The following is a 24,007-nucleotide window of genomic DNA, read 5'->3' as shown; positions in this document are numbered from 1 at the left end:
TTTAAAACATTTAAAGTTGAAATTGCCATTAAAAAAGCCGAACTTTGTATGACAAATTTACCTTATGAATTCAACATTGTTTTACAGCGTTTTACAAAAAAGATTCCCTTTTGCGCCTACATACAAACAAGATATTTTTTTTCAGAAAATCGCGATTTTCCTAACCGAACCTAAAAATGACACCATTTTTGTGCTGAAAGGATATGCCGGAACTGGAAAAACAACGGTGATTTCAACGATTGTAAATAATCTGGGAGAAATCAATAAAAAATTTGTTTTGCTGGCACCAACAGGTCGCGCAGCAAAAGTGATTTCGAATTACTCAAATAAATCGGCTTTTACAATTCATAAAAAAATATATTTCCCGAAAAAATCATCGGGTGGAGGAGTTGCTTTTACTAAACAAGTCAATAAACATAAAAACACCGTTTTTATCGTCGATGAAGCTTCGATGATTTCAGATAGTACGCTCGATAGCGGATCGCTTCTGGATGATTTGATCAATTATGTTTATTCAGGAAACAATTGCAAAATGATTCTTTTAGGAGATACAGCACAGTTGCCACCGGTAAATTTAGATATTTCTCCAGCGCTAGACATTCAGACTTTGGGTGTTCATTATGATAAAGAAATTGAACATATCGAGTTGGACGAAGTTATGCGTCAAGAAGAAAATTCAGGAATTTTATTCAACGCAACCGAATTGCGAGAATTACTGAAAGAAAGTTTTATAACCGAATTCAGATTCAACGTAAAAAAGTTTAAAGATATCGTTCGTTTGACAGATGGTTATGACATTCAGGACGCGATAAATACAGCTTACAGCAATTATAGTATTGAAGATACGGCTTTTATTGTGCGATCAAATAAAAGAGCAAATCAGTATAATGAGCAAATCAGAAGCCGAATTTTATTTAAAGAAAGCGAACTTTCTGTTGGTGATTTTTTGATGGTTGTAAAAAACAATTATTTCTGGTTGAAAGAAACCGACGAAGCTGGTTTTATTGCCAATGGTGATATTATTGAAGTTTTGGAAATGTTCGGAATCAAAGAATTATATGGATTTACTTTTGCGAAAGTCAAAATCAGAATGGTCGATTATCCGAACCAAATTCCTTTTGAGACGGTTTTGATTTTGGATACTATAAAAAGCGAATCGCCATCATTAACTTATGAAGAATCGAATCGTTTGTATGAAGAAGTAATGAAAGATTATGAAGATGAGCCAACGAAATACAAGAGATTTCAAAAAGTTAAGGAAAATGAATATTTCAACGGATTGCAAGTGAAGTTCTCCTACGCAATCACCTGTCACAAATCGCAAGGTGGGCAATGGAATACTGTTTTTATCGAACAGCCTTATTTACCAGACGGAATCGATCGCGATTATATCAGATGGCTTTATACCGCTATGACGCGTGCCAAAAATAAGCTATATTTGATAGGATTTAAAGACGAGAGTTTTGAGGAGTAATTAGTTTGTCACTCCCGATAGCTATTGGGATCTCGAATTCACATGAATTTTTATTTAATTGCAGATGAGAAAACTAGGTTTGTTATTTTTATTGCTCATTTTTAGTTGTTCAAAAAAACAAGAGGTTACTAAGGTTAAATCAGAAGATAAGCCAGTTGATTTTTTTGATCCGATTACTTTAGGAAGTACAGGAGTTGATTCTAATTTAAAGATTAATGCTTTTTTTAGTGAATGTGGAGAATGGGGAGGGCATTATGAAGAGTTAAAAATATTTGCTAAAGAAAGCAACTATAAAGATTATTTCTTGAATTATACTAAGACAAGTATTGATTGTGATAAGCGTGATTCAAAAGGAAGAAACTTAGAAACTATAGTGGCTAAGAAAACAATTAAACTTACTGATTCAGATAAAAAAACTATAATTTCATATATTAAAAGAATGGTTGAATCTAAAGTTGCGGAAAGGTTCCCAGGAAATGCAGGTAATTCATTTTCGATAATAAATGCCGATTCAACTTTAGTAATTAAGGTTTATGATTATAATTCTAAAAATTTGAAAAGTTATAATCAATTATTAGATGAATTAAAACTTTTACAAAAATAATTAGTGTTAATTCGTGATCCCGATAGCTATCGGGAGTGGCAAAAGAAAAAAAATCTAAGCAATGACAACACTAAGCGACTTACATTCGATTTCATCTACGTTTTCGAATACAGATAAAATGCCAGTTCTGTTTTTAGGACACGGAAGTCCAATGAATGCAATTGAAGAAAATCAGTTTGTGACTGGTTTTCGTAATCTGGCAAAAACATTGCCACAGCCAAATGCTATTTTATGTGTTTCGGCACATTGGTTTACCAAAGGAACAAAAGTAACTTCAATGGAAATGCCAAGAACGATTCATGATTTTGGAGGTTTTCCGCAGGCGCTTTTTGATGTGCAATATCCAGCAAAAGGAAGTCCGGAATTAGCGGTTGAAACTAAGAAAATATTAGATCCGGTTCAGGTTGAATTAGATGAACATTGGGGTTTAGATCATGGCGCATGGAGCGTAATAAAGCATTTATATCCAAGTGCGGATGTTCCTGTGATTCAATTAAGTATTGATTATACAAAATCAGGGCAATATCATTTTGAATTGGCGCAGAAACTGCAACAACTTCGTTATAAAGGTGTTTTAATCATCGGAAGCGGGAATATTGTCCACAACCTTCGAATGGTTGATTTCAGAAATTTTGATAAAGACAACTACGGTTATGACTGGGCTATTGAAGCTCGTGAAATCGTAAATAATTATTTGTTAGATGGGAATTTTCAGCCTTTGATTGACTTCGAAAAAATGAATAAGGCCGTTCAATTGGCGATTCCTACTCCAGATCATTATTTGCCTTTGCTTTATACTTTAGGCTTAAAAGGCAAAACTGATGAACTGGAACTTTTCAATGATAAACTTTTGGCAGGTTCGTTGAGTATGACTTCGGTTAAAATTATGTAATCAGCATTATGAAATTAATTTTTATAATTAAGTAAATCAGTATTTTGACAAGAATGTCGCTAAAATGTCGCAAACAAACCGTTATCAAAATAAACTTTTCAAAAGTAGTTTTGTCGAAATAATAAATCGAAATCGATCATGAACGAAATTGGAAAAAAAATAAAAGAAATAAGAAAGAAAAAAGGTCTTTCTCAAGAAGAATTAGCCGAGTCTTCAAAAGTAAATTTAAGAACGATTCAGCGTATTGAAAATGACGAAAATGAACCACGCGGAAAAACCTTGAATCTGATTTGTGAAGTTTTAGATATAAATACTGAAGATATTTTAGATTACGGAAAGTATGAAGACAAAAGCTATTTAATTGTTTTTCATCTTTCAGTATTAGTTTTTCTAGTAATTCCTGTCGGAAATATTATTTTGCCTCTTATTTTATGGATTGCGAAAAAAGATAAAATTATCGGACTGAAAGAAATCGGAGCAAATCTGCTCAACTATCAAATAGTTTGGTCGATTTTTACTTTCATTTCACTGGCAGTATTTTTTGTTTTAAAAATTATGCATTACGGTCAATATTTGGTACCGTTTTATGTTTTTATTTCATTTTATATTTTAAATGTAGTTTTACCCGTTTTTTTTGCGATTAAAATAAGCAGAGAAACAACAAGCAGGGCATATCCGAATTTTATAAGAATAGTGAAATAAGTATGATAATTAAAGGTTCGAGAAAGGAAATTATTTTTCCTTTCTCGAATTATAAGCATATAAGTAACCATCTGCGCTTCCAAAATAAATGGTATTGTTGTTTATGAATGGCGATGAAACAATTGGGCCAATTTTATAGAATTCATCCATAACTTTTAAGTTTTCCGCATAAACGGATAAATCAGCTTGTTGGGAAGCATATCCAAAATCAAGATGATTGTTATTGAGAATTTCAGGAGCATATTTTTTTCTGTTTTCCGTACTCACAAAATCAGATTCTTTTCCGTTGGAAAGCAAGTTTAAAGCGAAAAAATTACCGCTAAAATCACCAAAATAAGCCGTGTTTCCTGAAATAGCTGGCGAAGAATAAATATATCCATTTCCTTTAAATCGGTACTTTTCCTGACCTGTTTTCGCGTCAAGCGCCAATAATGCATAAGTATCAGAAGTTCCAACGTAAAGTATATTGTCTTGAACAACAGCCGAACTCAAAATCCATGAATTTTCGGCATTATATTTCCAAACTAATTTTCCGGTTTCTACGTCAAGTGCAAACAAAAAAGGATCTCTGGCGCCAAAATAAACCAATCCATTTGCAACAATAGCAGAAGCCTGAATACCTTTAAATCCAGTTTTGACTTCAGTTGAAAAATGCCATTTCTCTTTTCCGGTTTTACAGTCTAAGGCGTAGAAATTTCCATCCCATCCTCCAAAATACAAATTCTCTTTTTCGATAACAGGAGTACTGTGGATAGGATCATTTGTTTTGAATGTCCATTTTAAAGTGCCGTTTTTTGGGTCGACAGCGTACATATTTCCATCACTGCTTCCGAAAATTACTAAAGCATTATTTTTGTCTTTATAAACAACCGGAGATGATAAATAAAAATCCCATAAATCGTTCATCAGCATGTCGTTTGGCTTCATTCCCCACATTCCAATTTCTTGGTACCAATGTTCGCCTTTAGTTTGAAATTTCCATATTTCTTTTCCTGATGTTGCATTTACGGCATAATAATACCCGTCGAAACTTCCAAAATAAACAATATTATTATAGATGCTAGCCGAACTGTGAACTGCGCCATTGGTTTTGAATTTCCAGTTGAGGTTTCCTGATTTTTCATTGATGCAGTATAAAAAAACATCTTCACTTCCTATATAAATTGCTCCGTTTTTAACAATTGGCGAGGAAAAGATTTTTCCATCTGTTTTAAATTTCCATTTTAAATCTGCCAATGGCCGATAACCTTTTCCATTAAAAATTCGATTTGTAAATGCATTGACGGTTTTATTCTGAGAAAAAGCATTGGAAGTAAAAATTAAAAAGAAATAGAGCAGGATAGAAGTAAAAGTTCTTTTCATGTTTTTTATATAAAAATAAAAATATTCTAAGAAATTAAATAGCAATGCTTTAATGAAAATGTTATAAAAATATTTTAGAAAGATCTTTGTCAATAGTATTTTGTTTTTATATGGAAATACCGAAAGAACTCATCAAACTTTTCCAATTAGGTGATAATGATCTGAAAGTTGTAATTCACAGAATTTGTTTTAAAAAATAAATTTTGTGAGATAATAAAATGTTTCATCAAAATTTGTTTATTTTTGCGTAAGTAATTGTTTGTCAGTTGATTATTTGTTTTATATCTTCTTTTTTAAGTAGTTTTTTAAATGCCTTTTGTGATTAACTGGTGATGATTTAAAAAAGGATAGAGGATGTTTACAAATTAAGTAAAAGTGCGGCATCAGCACTATAATCACTGATAAAACTAAGATGAATCCAAACAAAGCATTATGGGAAAAAGGCGATTTCACACGCGTTGCAGAATCTATGAGAGAAAGTGGTGCGGAATTGGTTGCCAAAATTGGAATTAAAGAAAATAGTAACGTTTTAGATCTCGGTTGTGGAGATGGTACTACCGCAATACCTTCGGCAAAATTAGGAGCCAATGTTTTAGGTGTTGATATAGCAAGAAATTTAGTTGAAGCTGGCAATCTTCGGGCAAAAAAGGAAGGATTGGCTAATATTGTATTCCAAGAAGGTGACGCAACTAATTTGAATGAATTGAAAGATCAATCTTATGATGTTACAATGAGCATTTTTGGAGCAATGTTTGCTCCAAAACCTTTTGATGTTGCTAAAGAAATGGTTCGTGTCACAAAACCTGGCGGTAAAGTTATTATGGGTAATTGGATACCGGGAGATCCAACGTTGATTGCGCAAATCTTGAAAATTAGTGCGGAATTTACGCCACCACCACCTGAGGGTTTTGTAAGCCCAATGCTTTGGGGGATTGAGGATAATGTAATTGAAAGATTCACAGATGCTGGCGTTCCTAAAGAAAATATTTCTTTTGAGAGAGATACCTTTACATTTAAAGCAGCATTCCCACCTTCGGAGTGGTTAAATCGATTAAAAACTTACTATGGCCCAACTATGAATGCTTTTGAAGCTGCTGAACAAAATGGCAAAACTTCGGATTTGTATGCTAAACTTGAAGGGTTAGTTAATAGCCAAAACCAAAGTAATGACGCAAATTCTACATTAATTCCCGCAACTTACCTTCGCGTTACGGTTTCGGTTTAATTTTTTGTTTTGGTAAATAAGAAAGTTGTTAGTAATAATCAATGTATTGTTTGTTGATAGACGGAAAATTCTTGAATGTGACTTTCATCCTTTACAGCAATAGAAAAACAGAAAATTTAAAAGTAATTTTTGCATATTTGTAATCACTTAAAAACAGGTGAAAAATAAATTACTAAATTTTGAGTTGTTTAAACTCAGTAAAATAAAAGAATGAAAATAATAGCGGTAATTCCAGCCAGATATGCTTCAACACGCTTTCCTGCAAAATTGATGCAGGATTTAGGTGGAAAAACAGTAATTCTAAGAACCTACGAAGCGGCAGTTTCTACAAAATTATTTGATGATGTTTTTGTAGTAACCGACTCAAATTTGATTTTTGACGAAATAGTTTCCAATGGCGGAAAAGCAATTATGAGCATCAAAGAGCACGAATCAGGAAGCGATCGAATTGCTGAAGCCGTTGCGAATCTTGATGTAGATATTGTGGTAAATGTGCAAGGCGATGAACCTTTTACTGAAGCAGAGCCTCTGGCTCAAGTGTTATCTGTTTTTAAAAATGATCCCGACAGAAAAATTGATTTGGCTTCATTAATGCGTGAAATTACAGAGGAAGAAGAAATCAATAACCCGAACAATGTAAAAGTTGTGGTAGATCAATCGCAGTTTGCGCTGTATTTTTCAAGATCAGTAATTCCGTATCCGAGAGAGAAAAATGTTGGAGTACGCTATTTTCAACACATCGGAATTTATGCTTTTAGAAAACAGGCTTTACTGGATTTTTACAGTCTTCCGATGAAATCTTTAGAAGCTTCTGAAAAACTAGAACAATTACGTTATTTGGAATTCGGAAAACGTATTAAAATGGTTGAAACAACGCATGTGGGAATTGGAATTGATACGGCAGAGGATTTAGAGAAGGCGAGAATGATGTTAAAGGATATTTAATTAGTTGATAGTTTGTAATTGAAATTAATAATTGTTTAATTCTTTCGATCTTTATCGACAATCTTGTCATCCCGAGGAACGAGGGATCTCCACGAGTAGCTCGACAAAGATTGGCGATTAACTGTACGGAGTTTTTTGCGGAGATTCCTCGTTCGTCGGAATGACAAGCTTTGTGGGTAATTACATAAAAACATAAAAAAAGCTCCAAAATTTTGGAGCTTTTCTTTTATCTAAAACATTCTAAACTCTTAGTACAAACTAGGAAATTTAGAAGGATTAACTTCATTCATCATGTTGTATACTTTCTCGAAAATATCTTCTGCAGACGGTTTAGAGAAGTAATCGCCATCAGTTCCGTATGCCGGTCTGTGTGCTTTTGCAGCAAGCGTTTGTGGTTTGCTGTCAAGATATTTATAAGCATCTTGCTCTTCTAGAATTTGCTGTAAAATAAATGCTGAAGCTCCACCAGGAACATCTTCATCAATCACTAACAAACGATTTGTTTTTGCAATACTTTTTACAATATCCTTATTCACATCAAATGGAAGCAATGATTGAATATCGATCACTTCACAATCAATTCCTAAATCTAATAATTCTGTTGCAGCTTGCTGAACCAGTCTTAAAGTTGATCCATAAGAAACTAAAGTAATGTCTGAACCTTCTTTCATGGTTTCAACCACACCAATTGGCGTTTTGAATTCACCAAAGTTCAATGGCGCTTTTTCTTTTAGTCTATATCCATTCAAGCATTCAATTACTAATGCAGGCTCGTCACATTCTAAAAGCGTGTTGTAAAATCCTGCCGCCTGCGTCATGTCTCTTGGAACCAAAACATGAATACCGCGAATTGCATTAATAATCATTCCCATTGGAGAACCAGAATGCCAGATACCTTCTAAACGGTGCCCGCGAGTTCTGATGATTAATGGTGCTTTTTGTTTTCCAACCGTTCTATATTGTAATGTAGCCAAATCATCACTCATGATTTGGATGGCATATAATAAATAATCTAAATATTGAATTTCAGCAATTGGGCGGAGTCCTCTTAAAGCCATTCCAATTCCTTGCCCGATAATTGTAGCTTCACGAATTCCTACATCTGCAACACGAAGTTCTCCGTATTTTTCCTGCATGCCTTCTAAACCTTGATTTACGTCGCCAATGTTTCCAACATCTTCTCCAAAAATTAGAGTTTCTGGATATTTGGCAAATAAAGCATCAAAGTTATCACGCAAAAGCATTCTTCCGTCAATATCTGCTTTAGCATTTTCTGCATATTTAGGAAGCACTTTTTCAACTGAAAAAACATTCTTATCTGAATCAGAATATAAATTGCTGCTGAATTTTTCCTGAGTTTCATTCAAAAATCGAGTAATCCAGTTTGATAAAAGCACTTTGCTATTTGGAACTTCAATAAAACGAAGAATTTTTCTAGCATAAACTAAAAGTTCTTTTTTCAAAGGTGCTTTAATAGCACGTAACTCCGAAATATATTTTTTGATTCTGTCTTTATGGTTAACGCTTGCTTCAGCAATTTGTTCCAACAAAGCCAAAAGATTGTTTTGTTCTTCAATAATCGGATTGATGAAGGAGTTCCAAGCCTCTTTTTTAGCTTCAAGAACTTCTTTTTTCAATTGGAAATCAATTTCAGAAAGTTCTTCAGGCGATGCAATATTAATGGCAATCATCCATAAACGCATTTGACGAATACAGTCAAAATCTCTTTCCCAAGCCAGTCTTTCTCCGCTTTTGTAACGTTCGTGTGAACCAGAAGTAGAGTGTCCTTGAGGTTGCGTCAACTCATTTACGTGGATCAAAACTGGAATATGTTCTTCACGAGCAATCTTGCCAGCTCTTTCGTATGTTGAAACTAATTCAGCATAATCCCAGCCTTTAACTCTAAAAATATCATAACCTTTAGAATCTTCGTCGCGTTGATATCCTTTTAGAATTTCAGAAATGTTTTCTTTTGTAGTTTGATGTTTGGCGTGAACCGAAATTCCGTATTCATCATCCCAAACACTCATTACCATTGGAACTTGTAAAACTCCAGCAGCATTTATGGTTTCAAAAAACAAACCTTCAGATGTGCTTGCGTTTCCAATAGTTCCCCAAGCTACTTCGTTTCCATTTACAGTAAATTTGTCTTTGATGGTGATTCCGTCAACATTTCTGTAAATTTTAGAAGCTTGAGCTAAACCTAGCAATCTCGGCATTTGCCCAGCGGTAGGCGATATATCTGAACTTGAGTTTTTTTGTTTTGTTAAGTCTTTCCAAGATCCGTCTTCGTTTAAACTGTGCGTTACAAAGTGCCCGCCCATTTGCCTTCCGGCAGACATTGGATCAAAATCTAAATCGGTGTGACCGTATAAACCGGCAAAGAATTGTTTAGGAGTCAATTCGCCAATTGCCATCATAAAAGTTTGATCGCGGTAGTATCCAGAACGAAAATCACCATTTTTGAAGGCTTTTGCCATCGCAAGCTGTGGTACTTCTTTTCCGTCTCCAAATATCCCAAATTTGGCTTTTCCAGTTAATACTTCTTTACGACCTAAAAGACTACATTCACGGCTAGTTACTGCAATTTTGTAGTCGTTCAATACCTCAGTTTTGAAATCTTCAAATGTCAATGTAGTATTGTTCATTTCTTTTATCATAATCTTTAATGGTCATGTTGAGACTGCGAAATTACTTAAAAACAATCAATAATCATAATTCTTTAAAATAAATATAATTTAATTATTTGTATTTAAAATCAAAAAACTACGTATTTTATTTATGTAATTTTTAGTAAAAAATCAATTTATTTAAAAATAACACAACATTTTGTTTAAAATTTATTTGATTAGAACCATTTTCTAGTGAAAAGATTGACTAATGTTTTTGGAGAAAAAGTTATCACAAATCGTATTTTTTCGTTGTATTTACTTTGAGAAATTTCCCATCCATTATTCGAATAGACTGGAAAATAGAGTTCAAAATAATCTGGAACCAAGTTTAAACGGATACCGCTATCGTATGCAAAGAACTCTTTTTCATGCTTATTCTTCAAAAATCCAATATCTCCATACACTTCAACCCAGTTCCAAATGGCATAACTTGCATTTAAAGTTGTCATCCATTGATTGGCGTAAGAAGGTTCTAATTGCGATTTAAATCCACCTTCAGCAATTACATATTGCTGACTAAAAAATCCTGTTGATTCTGATCTTCCAAACAAATTATAATCAAATAAATAATCTGTCGGCCTGTCTAAACCAAAACTGAAATAATCTGAATTTGTTGTGTTATACAAAAATGTTCCAGCATACAATCGCAAATTTAATTTATGATTATTTTCAAATAAACGTCTGTATTCTACTTCTCCAGACAGTTTTCCAAAATCTCCCGAAAATTGAATGTCATTCATATAACTGAAATGATTGACAAGTTCTGTTTTAGTATTTGAATATCGAGCATTAAAAATCGAGTAATTTGGTTTTGAATTATCGGTAATGTATTCACTTGCTTCACGGTTTACGATAACTTGTCGAAACATAATAAGTTGCTTTCTATTATCTCTAAAATTTTCTTCGCGTATGCGAAATTGCACCATAGGATTTAATCGCAAATACGTTGCATCTGGGGCATAATGAAAATAATTCTGACTGATAGAATAGCGTACATTATACAGAGTGCTGTTTCGGTAATATTGATTCCAAGAAAATGCCGAAGAACCTGATATGGTTTGTGCTTTGATGGAATAAGCCGGATTAATATCAAACAAGAACGGCTTGTCTAAAATGGTTTTGTTATGAAAGCGAATTCCCGGCGTTATACCGTCATAATAATTGTAAGTTAAAGTGGGGATATATAAAATCTGATTATAGTACGGATCTTCTAAATCTTTTGCAAAATTGAATTTGATCGGACGATTTGTTATCGCAATTGTTTTTAATGATTTCCAATTATTTCGCTGATTGTATTCAGGAACTTCATTATCGTAATTCAAGACAATTTTATCAGCATTTTTTCGGCTGAAATGATAAATCGAATCATTGTTTTTGGGTTCAATCCATTCTTTAAAAACAACTTCATTTTTTTTGATTCCGTAAACCGGAATAGGAGCAAAAACTCCCGTTTTATTTTTTACTGAAAATTGAACGCTGTCTTTTGTTCGTGAAACATCAGTAAATTTATAATCGATAATATCGCGCGATTCGATAATAGTTCTAAAAAACCAGTCGATTTTTTTTGGACTATTTTCGGTCAGAATTTTTTCAAAATCATATCGGTTTGTTTGTTGGGTTTTATTCAAAGCATAAAATTTTTGTACACTCTCTGGCACAATATTATGATTCAAATAATCGTCTAAATAGCTTAAACTTAAACCAGCGCGGTATTTGCTGGCAATCTGTTCGTTGAATTTTATCAGTGTATTTTTTGGATCTCCAAGTGGCTGATCTAGATTTTTTCGAGCCATCAGCATATAATAATAACTGTATTGCTCGTTAAATGTCAGATTGGTAATATTGTAGCTGTCAAAAAGTTTCATATCCGAAAGTCTTCCAAGCATTTTTTGATCTAAATGATGCTCTTCCATGTATTTCATCATAGCATAAATTTGGATTCCGTCATAAATCCAATTGTCTTTTCTTGGATCTAGTTTTAAGGAATTTTTCAAATAATTGCTCAAATAGGTTTTCAGAAAAGTAATTTCGAAGATAAATTCATCTGAAAACGGACTGATAAAGGAAGGCAACTGATTTAGTCCGTAAAACGGATTTCGGTCATAATCTGCCTGCGAAACTGCAATTTTTGAATGCGGATATTTCCCAATAAATTCATTTGCAAAATGTGCAACTCGGTTGATGATAATCGCTCTTTGAATTTCGTTCAATTTCTTTGTTTTTAAATCGGAAACGATTTCTAAATCGCCATTGGTATAGCTTCTGAAACTGTTTTGTTTTTCAATAAAAACATTGAAATCAGTTCTGTTTTTTCCAGAAAAAATATAATTTGTAAAAGATGGATTGGAGTCGTCTTTTGAAACCGAATCCAAATCAGTACTGATAAAATAATTTGCTGGAAGTTTTATTTCAAGCTGATAATCAACTGTAGCATTTGCAATATCATCAAGATTGAAATTATTGTTTTTCACAAAATAATGATTTTCAAATCGGGCAGGGCTTAAAAACCAGTTTTTCAAAATCATCCCACCATTTTGCTCAAAACCATAATGCGTGAATTTTGCACTCGGAATTTTTGAAATGTAAATAAGATGCAAATCAATTTTCTCTCCTGGGTACAGTTTTTTGTTTAGTTTGACAACAATAAAATCTGGGTTTTTGTCTGTTCTTTGCCATTCAAGTGCCAAATCATCAGAATCGGTAAGATTCAAAATAGTTGTATTTCCTCTTTCTTCAGGTTTAGCAACGTGAAAACCTCTATAAAATTCATCCGAAAAACGTCGTGCCAAAGGCGTGTTTTTATCCGAAAAAGCGTTGTTCCAGTCGTTCAGTACAATTGTATCCAAAGAATCGTTTGAAGTATTGTAGTAGGTGAGGTCTTGCTTGACATTAAGTGTTTTAAGGTCAAGATTAACCGCCACTTCCATCTTAGATTGATGTTGTGCATATTGTTTTACTGAGCTCAATAAAACAAAAATGAGGATAAAAATTTTATATAATGATTTCAAGTAGTGGCGCAAAAATATTATGAATATGTCTTAAGTTACGTATATCAAGATTTTTCGGATTTTTGTAAAAATAGCATAAAAAAAGCTGTTTTAAAAAACAGCTCTTAAAATTTAATCATATTATAAGCAAAATAAGTTGGCATTAAAGCGATTACTCAAATTGCTTTCTGATTTATATGGTAAAAAAAATATTTTAGAAATTTGGACTCAAATCGTATTTCTTATAGAATTTATCCAAAACGTCAACGACTTCATCTTCAGTGTCAACAATCTTAAACAAGTTCAAATCTTCAGGACTAACGGTATGCATTTTTTCTACCAAAACGGTTTTTACCCAGTCAATCAATCCGGACCAGAATTCAACACCAACTAATATAATTGGGAATTTTCCAATTTTTTTTGTTTGAATTAGCGTAATCGCTTCAAACATTTCGTCCAAAGTTCCAAAACCTCCCGGCATAACCACAAAACCTTGTGAATACTTAACGAACATAACTTTTCTCACAAAGAAATAATCGAAATTCAGGTTTTTATCGTGATCGATATAAGGATTAAAATGCTGTTCAAAAGGCAATTCGATGTTCAAGCCTACCGAAGTTCCGCCTCCTAAATGTGCTCCTTTGTTTCCAGCTTCCATAATTCCCGGGCCTCCTCCCGTAATTACGCCGTAGCCAGCTTTACTGATTTTGAAGGCAATTTTTTCAGCCAATTGATAATATTTATCATCTGGTTTCGTTCTTGCCGATCCAAAAATAGAAACACACGGACCAATACGTCCCATGCTTTCATAACCATTCACAAACTCCGACATAATTTTAAAAATTGCCCAGCTGTCATTGGTTCTAATTTCATTCCAAGTCTTTTGTTTTAAACTATCTTGGATTACTTTATCTTCATCGTTATCAAAATCTTCTAATCTCATTTTAGGTATTTTAATTTATTTTGTTATTCAATTTACGTTTTTGGAATAGTCGAAGGAAGGAGCTTAATCCTGCTGTCCGCTATATCTTTTGTGGCGAACCCCGCCACAAAATGATGCCGCTTCCATCAGGGCTAGGGCAATCGGTTTCAATTCAATAATTGGTTTATTTGAAACATTCTCGTTCAAAGCTCAAAATTTTGAAAAAAGGCGGATGCTAAATTAACACTTTTTATTAGAATTGTTACAAAAAGGAGGGGTTATAATCTAAAAGTAATCCAGAGATAATGTTGAGTTATTACTTAAGATTTCATTTTTAGGCAATTATCAAAAAAATGACGGATTGAAATCCGTCAGACCTTTCGATATGAATAGAGTTTGGTCCATTCATTTTTCAAGAAATAGTCTTTAGGCTAATTCTTTCTTCAAAAATTTAGCTGTATAACTTTTTTTATTCTGGGCCACTTCTTCGGGAGTTCCTTTGGCAACCAATTGTCCACCGCCTTTTCCGCCTTCTGGGCCGATATCAATAATATAATCGGCTAGTTTAATAACATCCATATTATGTTCGATCACTAGAATGGTGTTTCCTTTGTCAACCAATTTATTGATTACTTCCATCAAAACGCGAATGTCTTCAAAGTGCAAACCAGTAGTTGGTTCATCTAGAATATAAAATGTATTTCCAGTATCTTTTTTAGACAATTCTCCTGCTAGTTTAATGCGTTGCGCTTCACCACCAGAAAGCGTTGTGCTTTGTTGTCCAAGTGTAATATAACCTAAACCAACATCCTGAATGGTTTTGATTTTTCTGTGAATCTTCGGAATATTTTCAAAAAACGGAACCGCTTCATCAACCGTCATATCTAAAACATCGGAAATTGATTTTCCTTTATATCTAATTTCTAAAGTCTCTCTGTTGAAACGTTTTCCTTGACAAGCTTCGCATTCTACATAAACGTCTGGTAAAAAGTTCATTTCGATTGTTCTAACACCTGAACCTTCACAGGTTTCGCAACGTCCGCCTTTTACGTTAAAACTAAAACGTCCCGCTTTGTAACCGCGAATCATACTTTCAGAAGTCATGGTAAACAGATTTCGGATTTCTGTAAAAACTTCGGTATAAGTCGCCGGATTTGAACGTGGTGTTCTTCCAATCGGACTTTGGTCAATATCAATTACTTTGTCAATATGTTCTAAACCTTCAATCTTTTTATACGGTTGTGGTTTTTTTACGCCATTAAAATAATACGCATTTAAAATCGGATAAAGCGTTTCATTAATCAAAGTTGATTTACCGCTTCCAGAAACTCCCGTAACACAAGTTAATTGTCCTAAAGGAATTTCAATCGAAACATTTTTAAGATTATTTCCTGTTGCACCTGTAAGTTTCAAGAATTTACCGTTTCCTTTTCTTCTTTTCTTCGGAATATCAAATTTCATTTTACCATTCAAATATTGAGCGGTAATAGTGTCCGAAGCTAAAGTTTCTTTTGGAGTTCCTATACTAATAATTTCTCCTCCGTATTTTCCAGCTTTCGGACCAATATCAATAACATAATCAGCAGTTTCAATCATGTCTTTGTCGTGTTCAACAACAATAACTGAGTTTCCGATATCGCGTAACTGTTCCAAAGAATGAATCAGTTTTTCGTTATCTCTTTGATGTAAACCAATACTTGGCTCATCTAAAATATAAAGAACTCCAACCAACTGGGAACCAATTTGGGTTGCTAATCTGATACGTTGTGCTTCTCCACCAGAAAGTGATTTTGAACTTCGGCTTAAAGCCAAATAATTCAAACCAACATTCATCAGGAAGTTCAAACGGTCTTTGATTTCTTTCACCACTTCAGAAGCGATTAAAAGCTGTTTGTCAGTTAAATGATTTTCTAAGTCTTTAAACCATGCCGTCAAATCTGAAATATCCATATCACACAACTCGGTGATATTTTTTTCATTTACCCTAAAAAATAATGCTTCTTTTTTAAGACGTGAGCCATCGCAAACAGGACAATTGATTTCGTCCATGAAGTCTTTTGCCCAACGTTTTATGCTGGTTGTGGCGCTTTCATCGTATTGGTTTTTGATGAAATTAGAAATCCCTTCAAAATCGATTTTATATTCTCTTGTTACGCCAAGATCTTTTGAGTTGATAGAAAATTTATCTTTTCCGCCATACAAAATCATTTGCATCGCTTCTTCTGGAATTTTCTCAATTGGATCGGTTATTTTAAATCCGAATTTTTCTCCAATGGTTTCCAATTGTTTGAAAATCCATGAAGATTTGTATTCGCCTAGAGGAGCAAAACCGCCAGCTTTTATAGATAATTTCGGATTCGGAATAATCTTTTTAACGTTGATTTCATGAACGGTTCCCAATCCGTTACAATGTGGACAAGCTCCTTTTGGAGAATTGAACGAAAATAAATTCGGTTCTGGATTTTGATACGATATTCCTGTTGTAGGACACATTAAGTTTCTACTGAAATAACGAACTTCATTAGAATCCTGATCTAAAATCATCAAGACATCCTCACCGTGATGCATTGCCGTATTGATGCTTTCTGATAATCTCTTTTGCGTGTCCGGATTATCTTCGATTACCATTCTATCCACAACAATTTCGATATCGTGTGTTTTGTAACGATCCAGTTTCATTCCAGCAACCAGATCTTGAACGTCGCCATTTACACGAACTTTCAAGAATCCTTGTTTGGTAATTTGTTGGAATAATTCGGCATAATGACCTTTTCTGGCTTTAATTACCGGCGCTAGAATATTGATTCGTTTTCCGTTATAATCCTGAATAATCAGATCTTTAATTTGTTCATCAGAATACGAAACCATTTTTTCCCCTGTGTTATAACTATAGGCATCTGCGCCACGTGCGTACAAAAGCCTTAGGAAATCGTAAATTTCAGTAATAGTTCCAACTGTAGAACGCGGACTTTTACTGGTTGTTTTTTGTTCAATCGCAATTACAGGAGAAAGTCCGTCGATTTTATCAACATCCGGACGTTCCAATCCGCCAAGGAATTGTCTGGCGTAAGCTGAAAAAGTTTCAACATAACGACGCTGACCTTCAGCATAAATAGTATCAAATGCCAAAGAAGATTTTCCCGAACCTGATAAACCAGTAATGACAACCAGTTTTTCACGGGGAATAGATATATCGATATTTTTTAGATTATGAACCCTTGCACCAAGAACTTCAATAGTATTGTCTTTGTCTAACATAATTTTGAGCAAAACGCAAAGTTACCACTTTGATTTGTTCTTTTAGTGCTCGATAGCAAAAGTTTATGTTACAAATAGTAACAAAAAACGCTGATTATAAATCAGCGTTTTCTTTTTCGGGTTGCCATATAGTTTTCGATGGCTTCTTTGGTGGTGTACCAGTTTCTGCCTTCTTTGTAAGCATCTATTTTTCCTGTTCTAGCCAGCAAACTGACATATTCTTGGCCGTAAGGTGTATCGGGCTCGCTAACAATATTTTGAATAGATTGATAGTCATACGTACTTCCTGGCATCGCACCTAGATAAATATTGAGTGTTCTTTCGAGCGCTTGACACATTAAAAGTGTCAATTTTTGATAATTACCGTTATTAGCTTGATTAAGCGCTTCGTAATATTTTTTTCTGTCGTTTTTAAGAACAATGGCTGGTGGAAAACCACATCGCATCAATAATAAATTCATGCTTAAACGAACGGTGCGACCATTTCCATCAAAAAAAGGATGAATCCAGACTAGTTTATGATGATAAATTGTGGCAAGTTCAATATCGTTTAATCCTAACGGATTTGTATTAATAAAATCGATTAACTCGTCTAAATAATCTGAAACTTTATTGGCGTTTGGAGGCATAAAATTAGCTCCAGAAATGCGAACACCTCCATTGCGAATTCTTCCTGCAAAATCTTCTTCAATAGAGCGCATGACCAAACCATGAATAGAGAGAATGTCAATACTTCTTAGTTTGTAATTTTCATCTACAATGGAGTAAAGATAATCAATGGCTTTATCATGATTATGAGTTTCAAAATGTTCTCGCAGTGATTTTCCTTTAATGGTAATTCCTTCTTGAATAACCATTTGGGTTTCTCTCAAACTAAGTGTATTTCCTTCGATGCTATTGGAATTATAAGTCCATTCTAAAGAAAGACTTTCTCGGATTTTGTTCAAGGCGATATTAGGCAATGGTCTGCTGTTTTGCAGTTCCTGCCTTTTTTGGTACAATCGATCAAAGGTTGATTGAAATTCTTCTCTGTATGTCAGCTCAAGATTAAACATAATCCTACAAAGATACTTCTTAATATCGGATAATAAAAATTTTTAACGTATCCGATATTAAGGGTTATTCAATTGTCATAGAACGCAATTTCATTCGGTAAGCTTCAAGTGCGATTGATTTAGAAATGATTCCGTAGTATTTTTCATTTCGAAGCACTGGCAAAAATGCGGATTTTGAGTTTTCAAATTTTGTCATTACAATTTCCATGCTGTCATAAGATGAAATTGTTGCAACTGGAATTTTCATTACATCTTTAATCTGAGTGTATTTTACGCGATAAGCGTTGAAAATAATCTCACGAATATCATTAAAATGTACAATTCCGACTAAATCTTTTTCATTATTCACAACAGGGAAAACAACTTGATTTGAATGCGAAATTAGATCAACCAGTTTGCTTAAATTTTCATCTGGATGAACCGTAAGATAATCGCATTGAATAATGCTATCAATATCTAAAGTGGATAAAATATTAGAATCTTTATTGCTGGTGAAGGCATGACCTTTTTTGGCAAGATTTTTTACGTCAAGCGAATATTTTTCAAATCGTTTTGATATCGCAAAACTGATGGATGAAACGATCATAAGCGGAATCATAAGTCCGTAACCTCCAGTGATTTCGGCAATAAGGAATATCGCGGTCAATGGCGCATGAAATAATCCGCTCAAAATTCCAGCCATTCCAACCATAGTAAAGTTGCTGATTGGCAAATGTGATATACCGGTAAGGCTAACTAATTTGGAGAAAAAATATCCCAAATAAGACCCTAAAAATAGGGAAGGAGCAAAATTACCTCCATTTCCGCCACTTCCAAGTGTAAGTCCTGATGCGAAGACTTTTACCATCATCGTACATCCAACAAACAAAAGCAAAACCCATTGATTGTTTCTAAAATCGGCAAATAAAGTGTTGTCTAATAATTTTCCAGGATCACTTTCAGATAACGTTTTGATGCTTTCATATCCTTCACCAAATAAAGTCGGGAAAACGAAAATCAGCAGAGCCAAAAGTGATGAACCAATTAAAGCTTTTTTGTATGGACCGATTTCCATTTTAGCAAAATAATGTTCAACGCGCTGAAAATTTCGAGCATAGTAAACTGCCGCAAAACCCGTCAAAACGCCTAAAACGACATAAAGAGGAATATTGTGGTAATTGAATGCTTCCTGTTTTTTAAAAGACAAAAGGATTGTTTCATCTAAAACAATGGCCGAAACCAATGCACCTGTAGCGGCAGAAATCATGATTGGTGTAAAAGCAGAAATGCTTACATCAACCAATAAAACTTCAATCGCAAAAAGGACTCCGGCAATAGGAGCGTTAAAAGCAGCTGCAATTCCGGCGGCAACACCGCAACCAATAAGCAAAGTTCGATCTTTATAGGCTAATTTATAGTTTTGAGCATAGTTGGATCCAAATGCCGCTCCTGTAATTACAATTGGACTTTCTAATCCGGCAGAACCTCCCAAACCCACAGTCAAAGAGCTTGTCACAATCTGCGCATACATTTGTTTTTTCGGAATGATGCTTGCTTTCTTGGCAACAGCATATAAAATCTGCGAAGTCCCTTTTTGAATCGTTCCGTTTAAAACTTTTTTGATAACAAAAACAGTCAATAAGATACCAATTATCGGCAAGATACTGTTGATGAAACTCAATTTTAAAACTCCATTGATGTAAGTTGCAAAAGAAAAAACGCTGTGTGCAAAAGTTTTTAAAACAATTACAGCAAATGCACATGAAATACCGACTAATACGCTAGATAAAAATATAAACTGCTTTGGCGTCAGTAAAGATTGAGCTAAGGCAATAATGCTTTCTAATTTTCGAAAAAGTCGTTTTATCATAGTTTTTTTACAAAGTTACTGGGGAATACAAATTTAGTTCTAAACATTCAATTTTGTACAATTTTTTGATGTAAATCTTTTTGATTTAAAATCCTGCAGCTTTGTCATCACCCCTAAAATCGGCACCTCCTTCAAGAGTATTATCAGGAAGAACCAAGATCGCGTCTACTTTTCCAATTACTGGCGTTGTGTTTTCGTTAATCAAATATCCTTTTGCTTTTAAACTTGATAATGTTTTGTCACTAAAAGCTTTAGGCTCAAAAGTAATCAAATCAGGCAACCATTGATGATGAAAACGAGGTGCATTTACCGCTTCCTGCATGCTCAAATTGTATTCGTAAACATTTAAAATTGTCTGCAATACAGATGTGATAATTGTAGAGCCACCCGGCGAGCCAACAACCATGTAAAGTTTTCCATTTTTTTCGACAATCGTTGGCGTCATAGAGCTAAGCATTCTTTTTTGTGGCGCAATGCTGTTGGCTTCGTTTCCAACCAATCCAAACATATTTGGAGATCCTGGTTTTGCACTAAAATCGTCCATTTCATTGTTTAAGAAAAAGCCCAATTCATCACAGTAATATTTTGACCCAAATCCGTCGTTGATTGTTGTTGTGGCCGCAACAGCATTGCCTTGTGCATCAACAATCGAGTAATGGGTGGTTTCGGTACTTTCGCTATAAGTCACTTTTCCTTCTTTTATATCAGATGATAAAGTCGCTTTCTCTGAATCAAAATTTGACATTCTTTCTTTTAAATAGCTATCAGACAAAAGACCAGCAATCGGAATTTTAACAAAATCAGGATCGCCTAAAAACTGACTTCTATCAGCATAAGCTCTTCTTTCGGCTTCGACAATAACTTGGATGGATTGTTCGGAATTATGTCCCATTTTTGAAAGATAAAATGGCGCAACCATTTTCATGATTTGTGCCAGACAGATTCCGCCACTGCTTGGAGGCGCCATTGAAGTTATTTTTAAATCTTTATAATCAAATTGAAGCGGTTTTCTCCATTTTGCTTCATAAAGCGCCAAATCTTTTAAGGTTACAATACCGCCTTTTTTCTTTAAATAATCCACTAAAATTTGAGCAGTTTTGCCTTTGTAAAATTCATCTCTTCCATTTTTCAAAATTCTTTTCAAAGTATTGGCTAGAGCAGGATATTTAATAGTGTCATTTTCTTTGAATTCTTTGGCCATAAGTGTATTTGGACCATTTGCTTTTACAATTGCATCATGATAATTTTCCAGTTGTTTTTGCTGTTTTTTGGTTACAATAACACCTCTTTCAGCAAGTGCAATTACAGGTTTTAAAATTTCAGACATTGGCAATGATCCTAATTTTTTATGAACTGCAAAAACTCCGGCAATAGTTCCCGGAACACCAATTGCCAAAGCCGTTTCTGTGCTTTTTCCTTTTATGACATTTCCATCTTTGTCCAAAAACATATTTTTTGAAGCGGCCAAAGGTGCTTTTTCTCGATAATCCAAACTTCCTACTTCGCCATTTGCTTTTCTGTAAACCATAAATCCGCCACCGCCAAGATTTCCCGCGTATGGATACGCAACTGCTAATGCAAGTTCTGTAGCGACCATTGCGTCAAATGCGTTTCCACCTTTTTTCATAATTTCGGCACCAATTTTTGAAGCTTCCTCTCGAGCCGAAACTACCATCGCTTTTGAGGCTATAAAACCGGTTGGATGAACTGCTTGCTGACTAAAGCCGCAAATGGATATAAAAAAGAATAAAAGCGAAATTTTTTTCATGGTTGGAGAATATTAAATCGGTTTGGTTTATAATGAGATTAATTTTTTTTGTGCATTTAGTCGAAGATCTTCAAAAAACAAAGTGAATTCGTCTTCAAATTCGTTGTAAAATTCTATTAGTTCTTCGCTTGCATATTGCATTTTAGAAACATTTTTAGATCGTCGGTCCATTTGTGTCAGGATTTGATGAATTCCTTCAACTGTTCTATAGCTTAAGAGCCAATTTCGTTCGATCATATAAGGCATTAAGCCTTGTATTTTTTCAGTCAAAATAGAATAATTATCTCCTAAAGATTTATAAAATCGATCAATGAAACTTTCCAGATTTTCATCGGAATATTTTGTCCAGTTTTTGGCTAAAAAATGATCGTAAACAATATCGACAATTACACCAGCATAATGATGGTATTTTTCGTGTAAACGCTTGGTGCTTTGCCTGAAAATGTCGTGAGAATCTGTATAAGTGTCTATAAATCGGTGCAAAAGAATTCCTTTTTGAACATCTTGTGGGAAATTTTCAAATTGCTTTCCACGGATTCCGTCGGCCATAAAATTGCCAATTTTGATTAAATCGTTATCACCTGAAAGATATATGTGGGCAAGGAAATTCATTTTTTATTTTGAGTTGCTAAGTTACTAAGTTACTAAGAAACTAAGTTGTTTTAGTAAAAGTATGAAAAGATTTTCATTTCGTTTTGCTCAATGATATTTAGCTTCTAAATTTAGTATTTAAATCTTAGAACCTTAGCATCTTAGTAACTTAGCAACTTTTTTAAAAAATCTTACTGTCTTAGCAACTTAGAACCTTAGGAACTTTTCTATATTTGTAATAAAAATAACCTTAACTCGTAAAAATGACTTTAATAAAATCGATATCCGGAATTCGCGGAACAATAGGAGGCAAAGTTGGGGATAACCTAACTCCTGTTGATGCCGTAAAATTTGCATCGGCATACGGAACGTTTCTGAAAAATAATACTTCAAAAGAAAAATTAACCGTTGTAATTGGCCGTGATGCTCGAATTTCTGGGCCAATGATTCATAATTTGGTAGTGAATACTTTAATAGGTCTAGGAATTGATGTAATTGATCTTGGGCTTTCAACTACGCCAACTGTAGAAGTTGCCGTTCCTCTTGAAAAGGCTGATGGTGGCATAATTTTGACGGCTTCTCACAATCCAAAACAATGGAATGCTTTAAAATTATTGAATGAAAAAGGCGAATTTTTGAGCGGTGCCGATGGTGCAAAAATTCTTGAAATTGCCGAAGCTGAAGCTTTTGATTTTTCTGATGTAGATAGTTTAGGCGAAATTATTTCGAATGACGCTTACATGGATATACATATTGATGAGGTTTTAAACTTGCCTTTAGTTGATGCTGAAGCGGTTAAAGAAGCCAAATTCAAAGTAGTTGTTGACGGAGTAAATTCTTCAGGGGGAATTATTATTCCGAAACTTCTAAAATTAATGGGAGTTGAAGTTGTAGAATTGTATTGTGAACCAAACGGGCATTTTCCTCACAATCCAGAACCATTAAAAGAGCATTTGACTGATATTTCTGAATTAGTTGTTAAAGAAAAAGCGGATTTCGGAATCGTGGTTGATCCAGATGTAGATCGTTTGGCTTTCATCAGTGAAGACGGCGAAATGTTTGGTGAAGAATATACTTTGGTTGCTTGCGCAGATTATGTTTTAAGCAAAACTCCTGGAAACACTGTTTCGAATATGTCATCTTCTCGTGCGTTAAGAGATGTTACAAAAGCCAACGGCGGTAGTTATGAGGCGAGCGCTGTAGGAGAAGTGAATGTAGTTGAATTAATGAAGAAAAACAATGCGGTTATTGGTGGAGAAGGAAACGGAGGAATCATCTATCCAGAATTGCACTATGGAAGAGATAGTTTGGTAGGAGTTGCATTATTCTTGACGCATTTGGCAAATAAAAAAATGTCGGTTTCTGCTTTGAGAGCTTCTTATCCAGAATATTATATGAGCAAAAACAAAATTGAATTGACACCTCAAATTGATGTTGATGCAATTTTAACTCAAATGACAGAGAAATATAAAAACGAAGATATTTCTACAATTGATGGTGTTAAGATTGATTTTGCATCAGAATGGGTTCATTTAAGAAAATCTAATACAGAGCCAATTATTCGTATTTATACAGAATCATCTTCGCAAGAAGCAGCTGATAAATTAGCATTGAGAATTATTGATGAAATAAAAGTAATTGCAGGATTATAATTCTTTGATTTTAGTATAAAAAAAGCCTCTTTTGAAATTTGAACATGCC

Annotated in this window: 16 protein-coding genes; 7 read left to right on the top strand and 9 right to left on the bottom strand. The window is 34.1% G+C overall.

Annotation, left to right across the window (positions count from 1 at the left end; translation table 11 throughout):
- Positions 1-64: 64 nt before the first annotated feature.
- From SCB73_RS20300 to SCB73_RS20285, 4 genes are all read left to right on the top strand, one after another.
- Positions 65-1,474 (top strand): ATP-dependent DNA helicase, encoded by a 1,410-nt coding sequence (locus SCB73_RS20300; protein WP_320567999.1) that lies wholly within the window; start codon positions 65-67, stop codon positions 1,472-1,474.
- Between the two features lie 64 nt (positions 1,475-1,538).
- Positions 1,539-2,078, top strand: a complete 540-nt coding sequence (locus SCB73_RS20295) for a hypothetical protein (protein WP_320567998.1) — start codon at positions 1,539-1,541, stop codon at positions 2,076-2,078.
- 61 nt (positions 2,079-2,139) lie between these two features.
- The gene (gene ygiD / locus SCB73_RS20290) at positions 2,140-2,970 is read left to right on the top strand and encodes a 4,5-DOPA-extradiol-dioxygenase (protein ID WP_320567997.1); all 831 of its coding nucleotides are present in this window, start codon (positions 2,140-2,142) and stop codon (positions 2,968-2,970) included.
- A 138-nt stretch (positions 2,971-3,108) separates the two neighbouring features.
- Positions 3,109-3,672, top strand: coding sequence for a helix-turn-helix domain-containing protein (locus SCB73_RS20285; protein ID WP_320567996.1), 564 nt, complete (start codon positions 3,109-3,111; stop codon positions 3,670-3,672).
- 30 nt (positions 3,673-3,702) lie between these two features.
- Here SCB73_RS20285 and SCB73_RS20280 read toward each other — a convergent pair whose 3' ends face one another.
- Positions 3,703-5,034 (bottom strand): PQQ-binding-like beta-propeller repeat protein, encoded by a 1,332-nt coding sequence (locus tag SCB73_RS20280; RefSeq protein WP_320567995.1) that lies wholly within the window; start codon positions 5,032-5,034, stop codon positions 3,703-3,705.
- A gap of 412 nt (positions 5,035-5,446) precedes the next feature.
- Here SCB73_RS20280 and SCB73_RS20275 point away from each other — a divergent pair, with 412 nt between their 5' ends.
- Positions 5,447-6,259, top strand: coding sequence for a class I SAM-dependent methyltransferase (locus SCB73_RS20275; RefSeq protein WP_320567994.1), 813 nt, complete (start codon positions 5,447-5,449; stop codon positions 6,257-6,259).
- Positions 6,260-6,469: 210 nt separating this feature from the next.
- Positions 6,470-7,204, top strand: coding sequence for a 3-deoxy-manno-octulosonate cytidylyltransferase (gene kdsB / locus SCB73_RS20270; protein WP_320567993.1), 735 nt, complete (start codon positions 6,470-6,472; stop codon positions 7,202-7,204).
- A 248-nt stretch (positions 7,205-7,452) separates the two neighbouring features.
- Here kdsB and SCB73_RS20265 read toward each other — a convergent pair whose 3' ends face one another.
- From SCB73_RS20265 to SCB73_RS20230, 8 genes are all read right to left on the bottom strand, one after another.
- The gene (locus SCB73_RS20265; RefSeq protein WP_320567992.1) at positions 7,453-9,864 is read right to left on the bottom strand and encodes an alpha-ketoacid dehydrogenase subunit alpha/beta; all 2,412 of its coding nucleotides are present in this window, start codon (positions 9,862-9,864) and stop codon (positions 7,453-7,455) included.
- A 188-nt stretch (positions 9,865-10,052) separates the two neighbouring features.
- Positions 10,053-12,803 (bottom strand): gluzincin family metallopeptidase, encoded by a 2,751-nt coding sequence (locus SCB73_RS20260; RefSeq protein ID WP_320570107.1) that lies wholly within the window; start codon positions 12,801-12,803, stop codon positions 10,053-10,055.
- A 274-nt stretch (positions 12,804-13,077) separates the two neighbouring features.
- Positions 13,078-13,806 (bottom strand): LOG family protein, encoded by a 729-nt coding sequence (locus SCB73_RS20255; RefSeq protein ID WP_320567991.1) that lies wholly within the window; start codon positions 13,804-13,806, stop codon positions 13,078-13,080.
- Between the two features lie 405 nt (positions 13,807-14,211).
- The gene (gene uvrA, locus SCB73_RS20250; protein WP_320567990.1) at positions 14,212-17,043 is read right to left on the bottom strand and encodes an excinuclease ABC subunit UvrA; all 2,832 of its coding nucleotides are present in this window, start codon (positions 17,041-17,043) and stop codon (positions 14,212-14,214) included.
- 101 nt (positions 17,044-17,144) lie between these two features.
- Entirely contained in the window at positions 17,145-18,098 is a 954-nt protein-coding gene (locus tag SCB73_RS20245; protein WP_320567989.1) for a Fic family protein, read from the bottom strand.
- Between the two features lie 64 nt (positions 18,099-18,162).
- Positions 18,163-19,947: a chloride channel protein gene (locus tag SCB73_RS20240; RefSeq protein ID WP_320567988.1), complete on the bottom strand. Its 1,785-nt coding sequence runs from the start codon at positions 19,945-19,947 to the stop codon at positions 18,163-18,165.
- An 85-nt stretch (positions 19,948-20,032) separates the two neighbouring features.
- Positions 20,033-21,715, bottom strand: a complete 1,683-nt coding sequence (gene ggt / locus SCB73_RS20235; RefSeq protein ID WP_320567987.1) for a gamma-glutamyltransferase — start codon at positions 21,713-21,715, stop codon at positions 20,033-20,035.
- Positions 21,716-21,742: 27 nt separating this feature from the next.
- Positions 21,743-22,327 carry an acyl carrier protein phosphodiesterase gene (locus SCB73_RS20230; RefSeq protein ID WP_320567986.1) on the bottom strand — a complete coding sequence of 195 codons (585 nt, stop codon included), beginning with the start codon at positions 22,325-22,327 and terminating at the stop codon, positions 21,743-21,745.
- Positions 22,328-22,569: 242 nt separating this feature from the next.
- Here SCB73_RS20230 and glmM point away from each other — a divergent pair, with 242 nt between their 5' ends.
- Entirely contained in the window at positions 22,570-23,958 is a 1,389-nt protein-coding gene (gene glmM / locus SCB73_RS20225) for a phosphoglucosamine mutase (RefSeq protein WP_320567985.1), read from the top strand.
- Positions 23,959-24,007 lie beyond the last annotated feature (49 nt).

It is taken from the genome of Flavobacterium sp. KACC 22761 (assembly GCF_034058155.1).
Classification (GTDB): Bacteria; Bacteroidota; Bacteroidia; order Flavobacteriales; family Flavobacteriaceae; genus Flavobacterium.
This window is presented reverse-complemented; position numbering and strand designations above follow the sequence as displayed.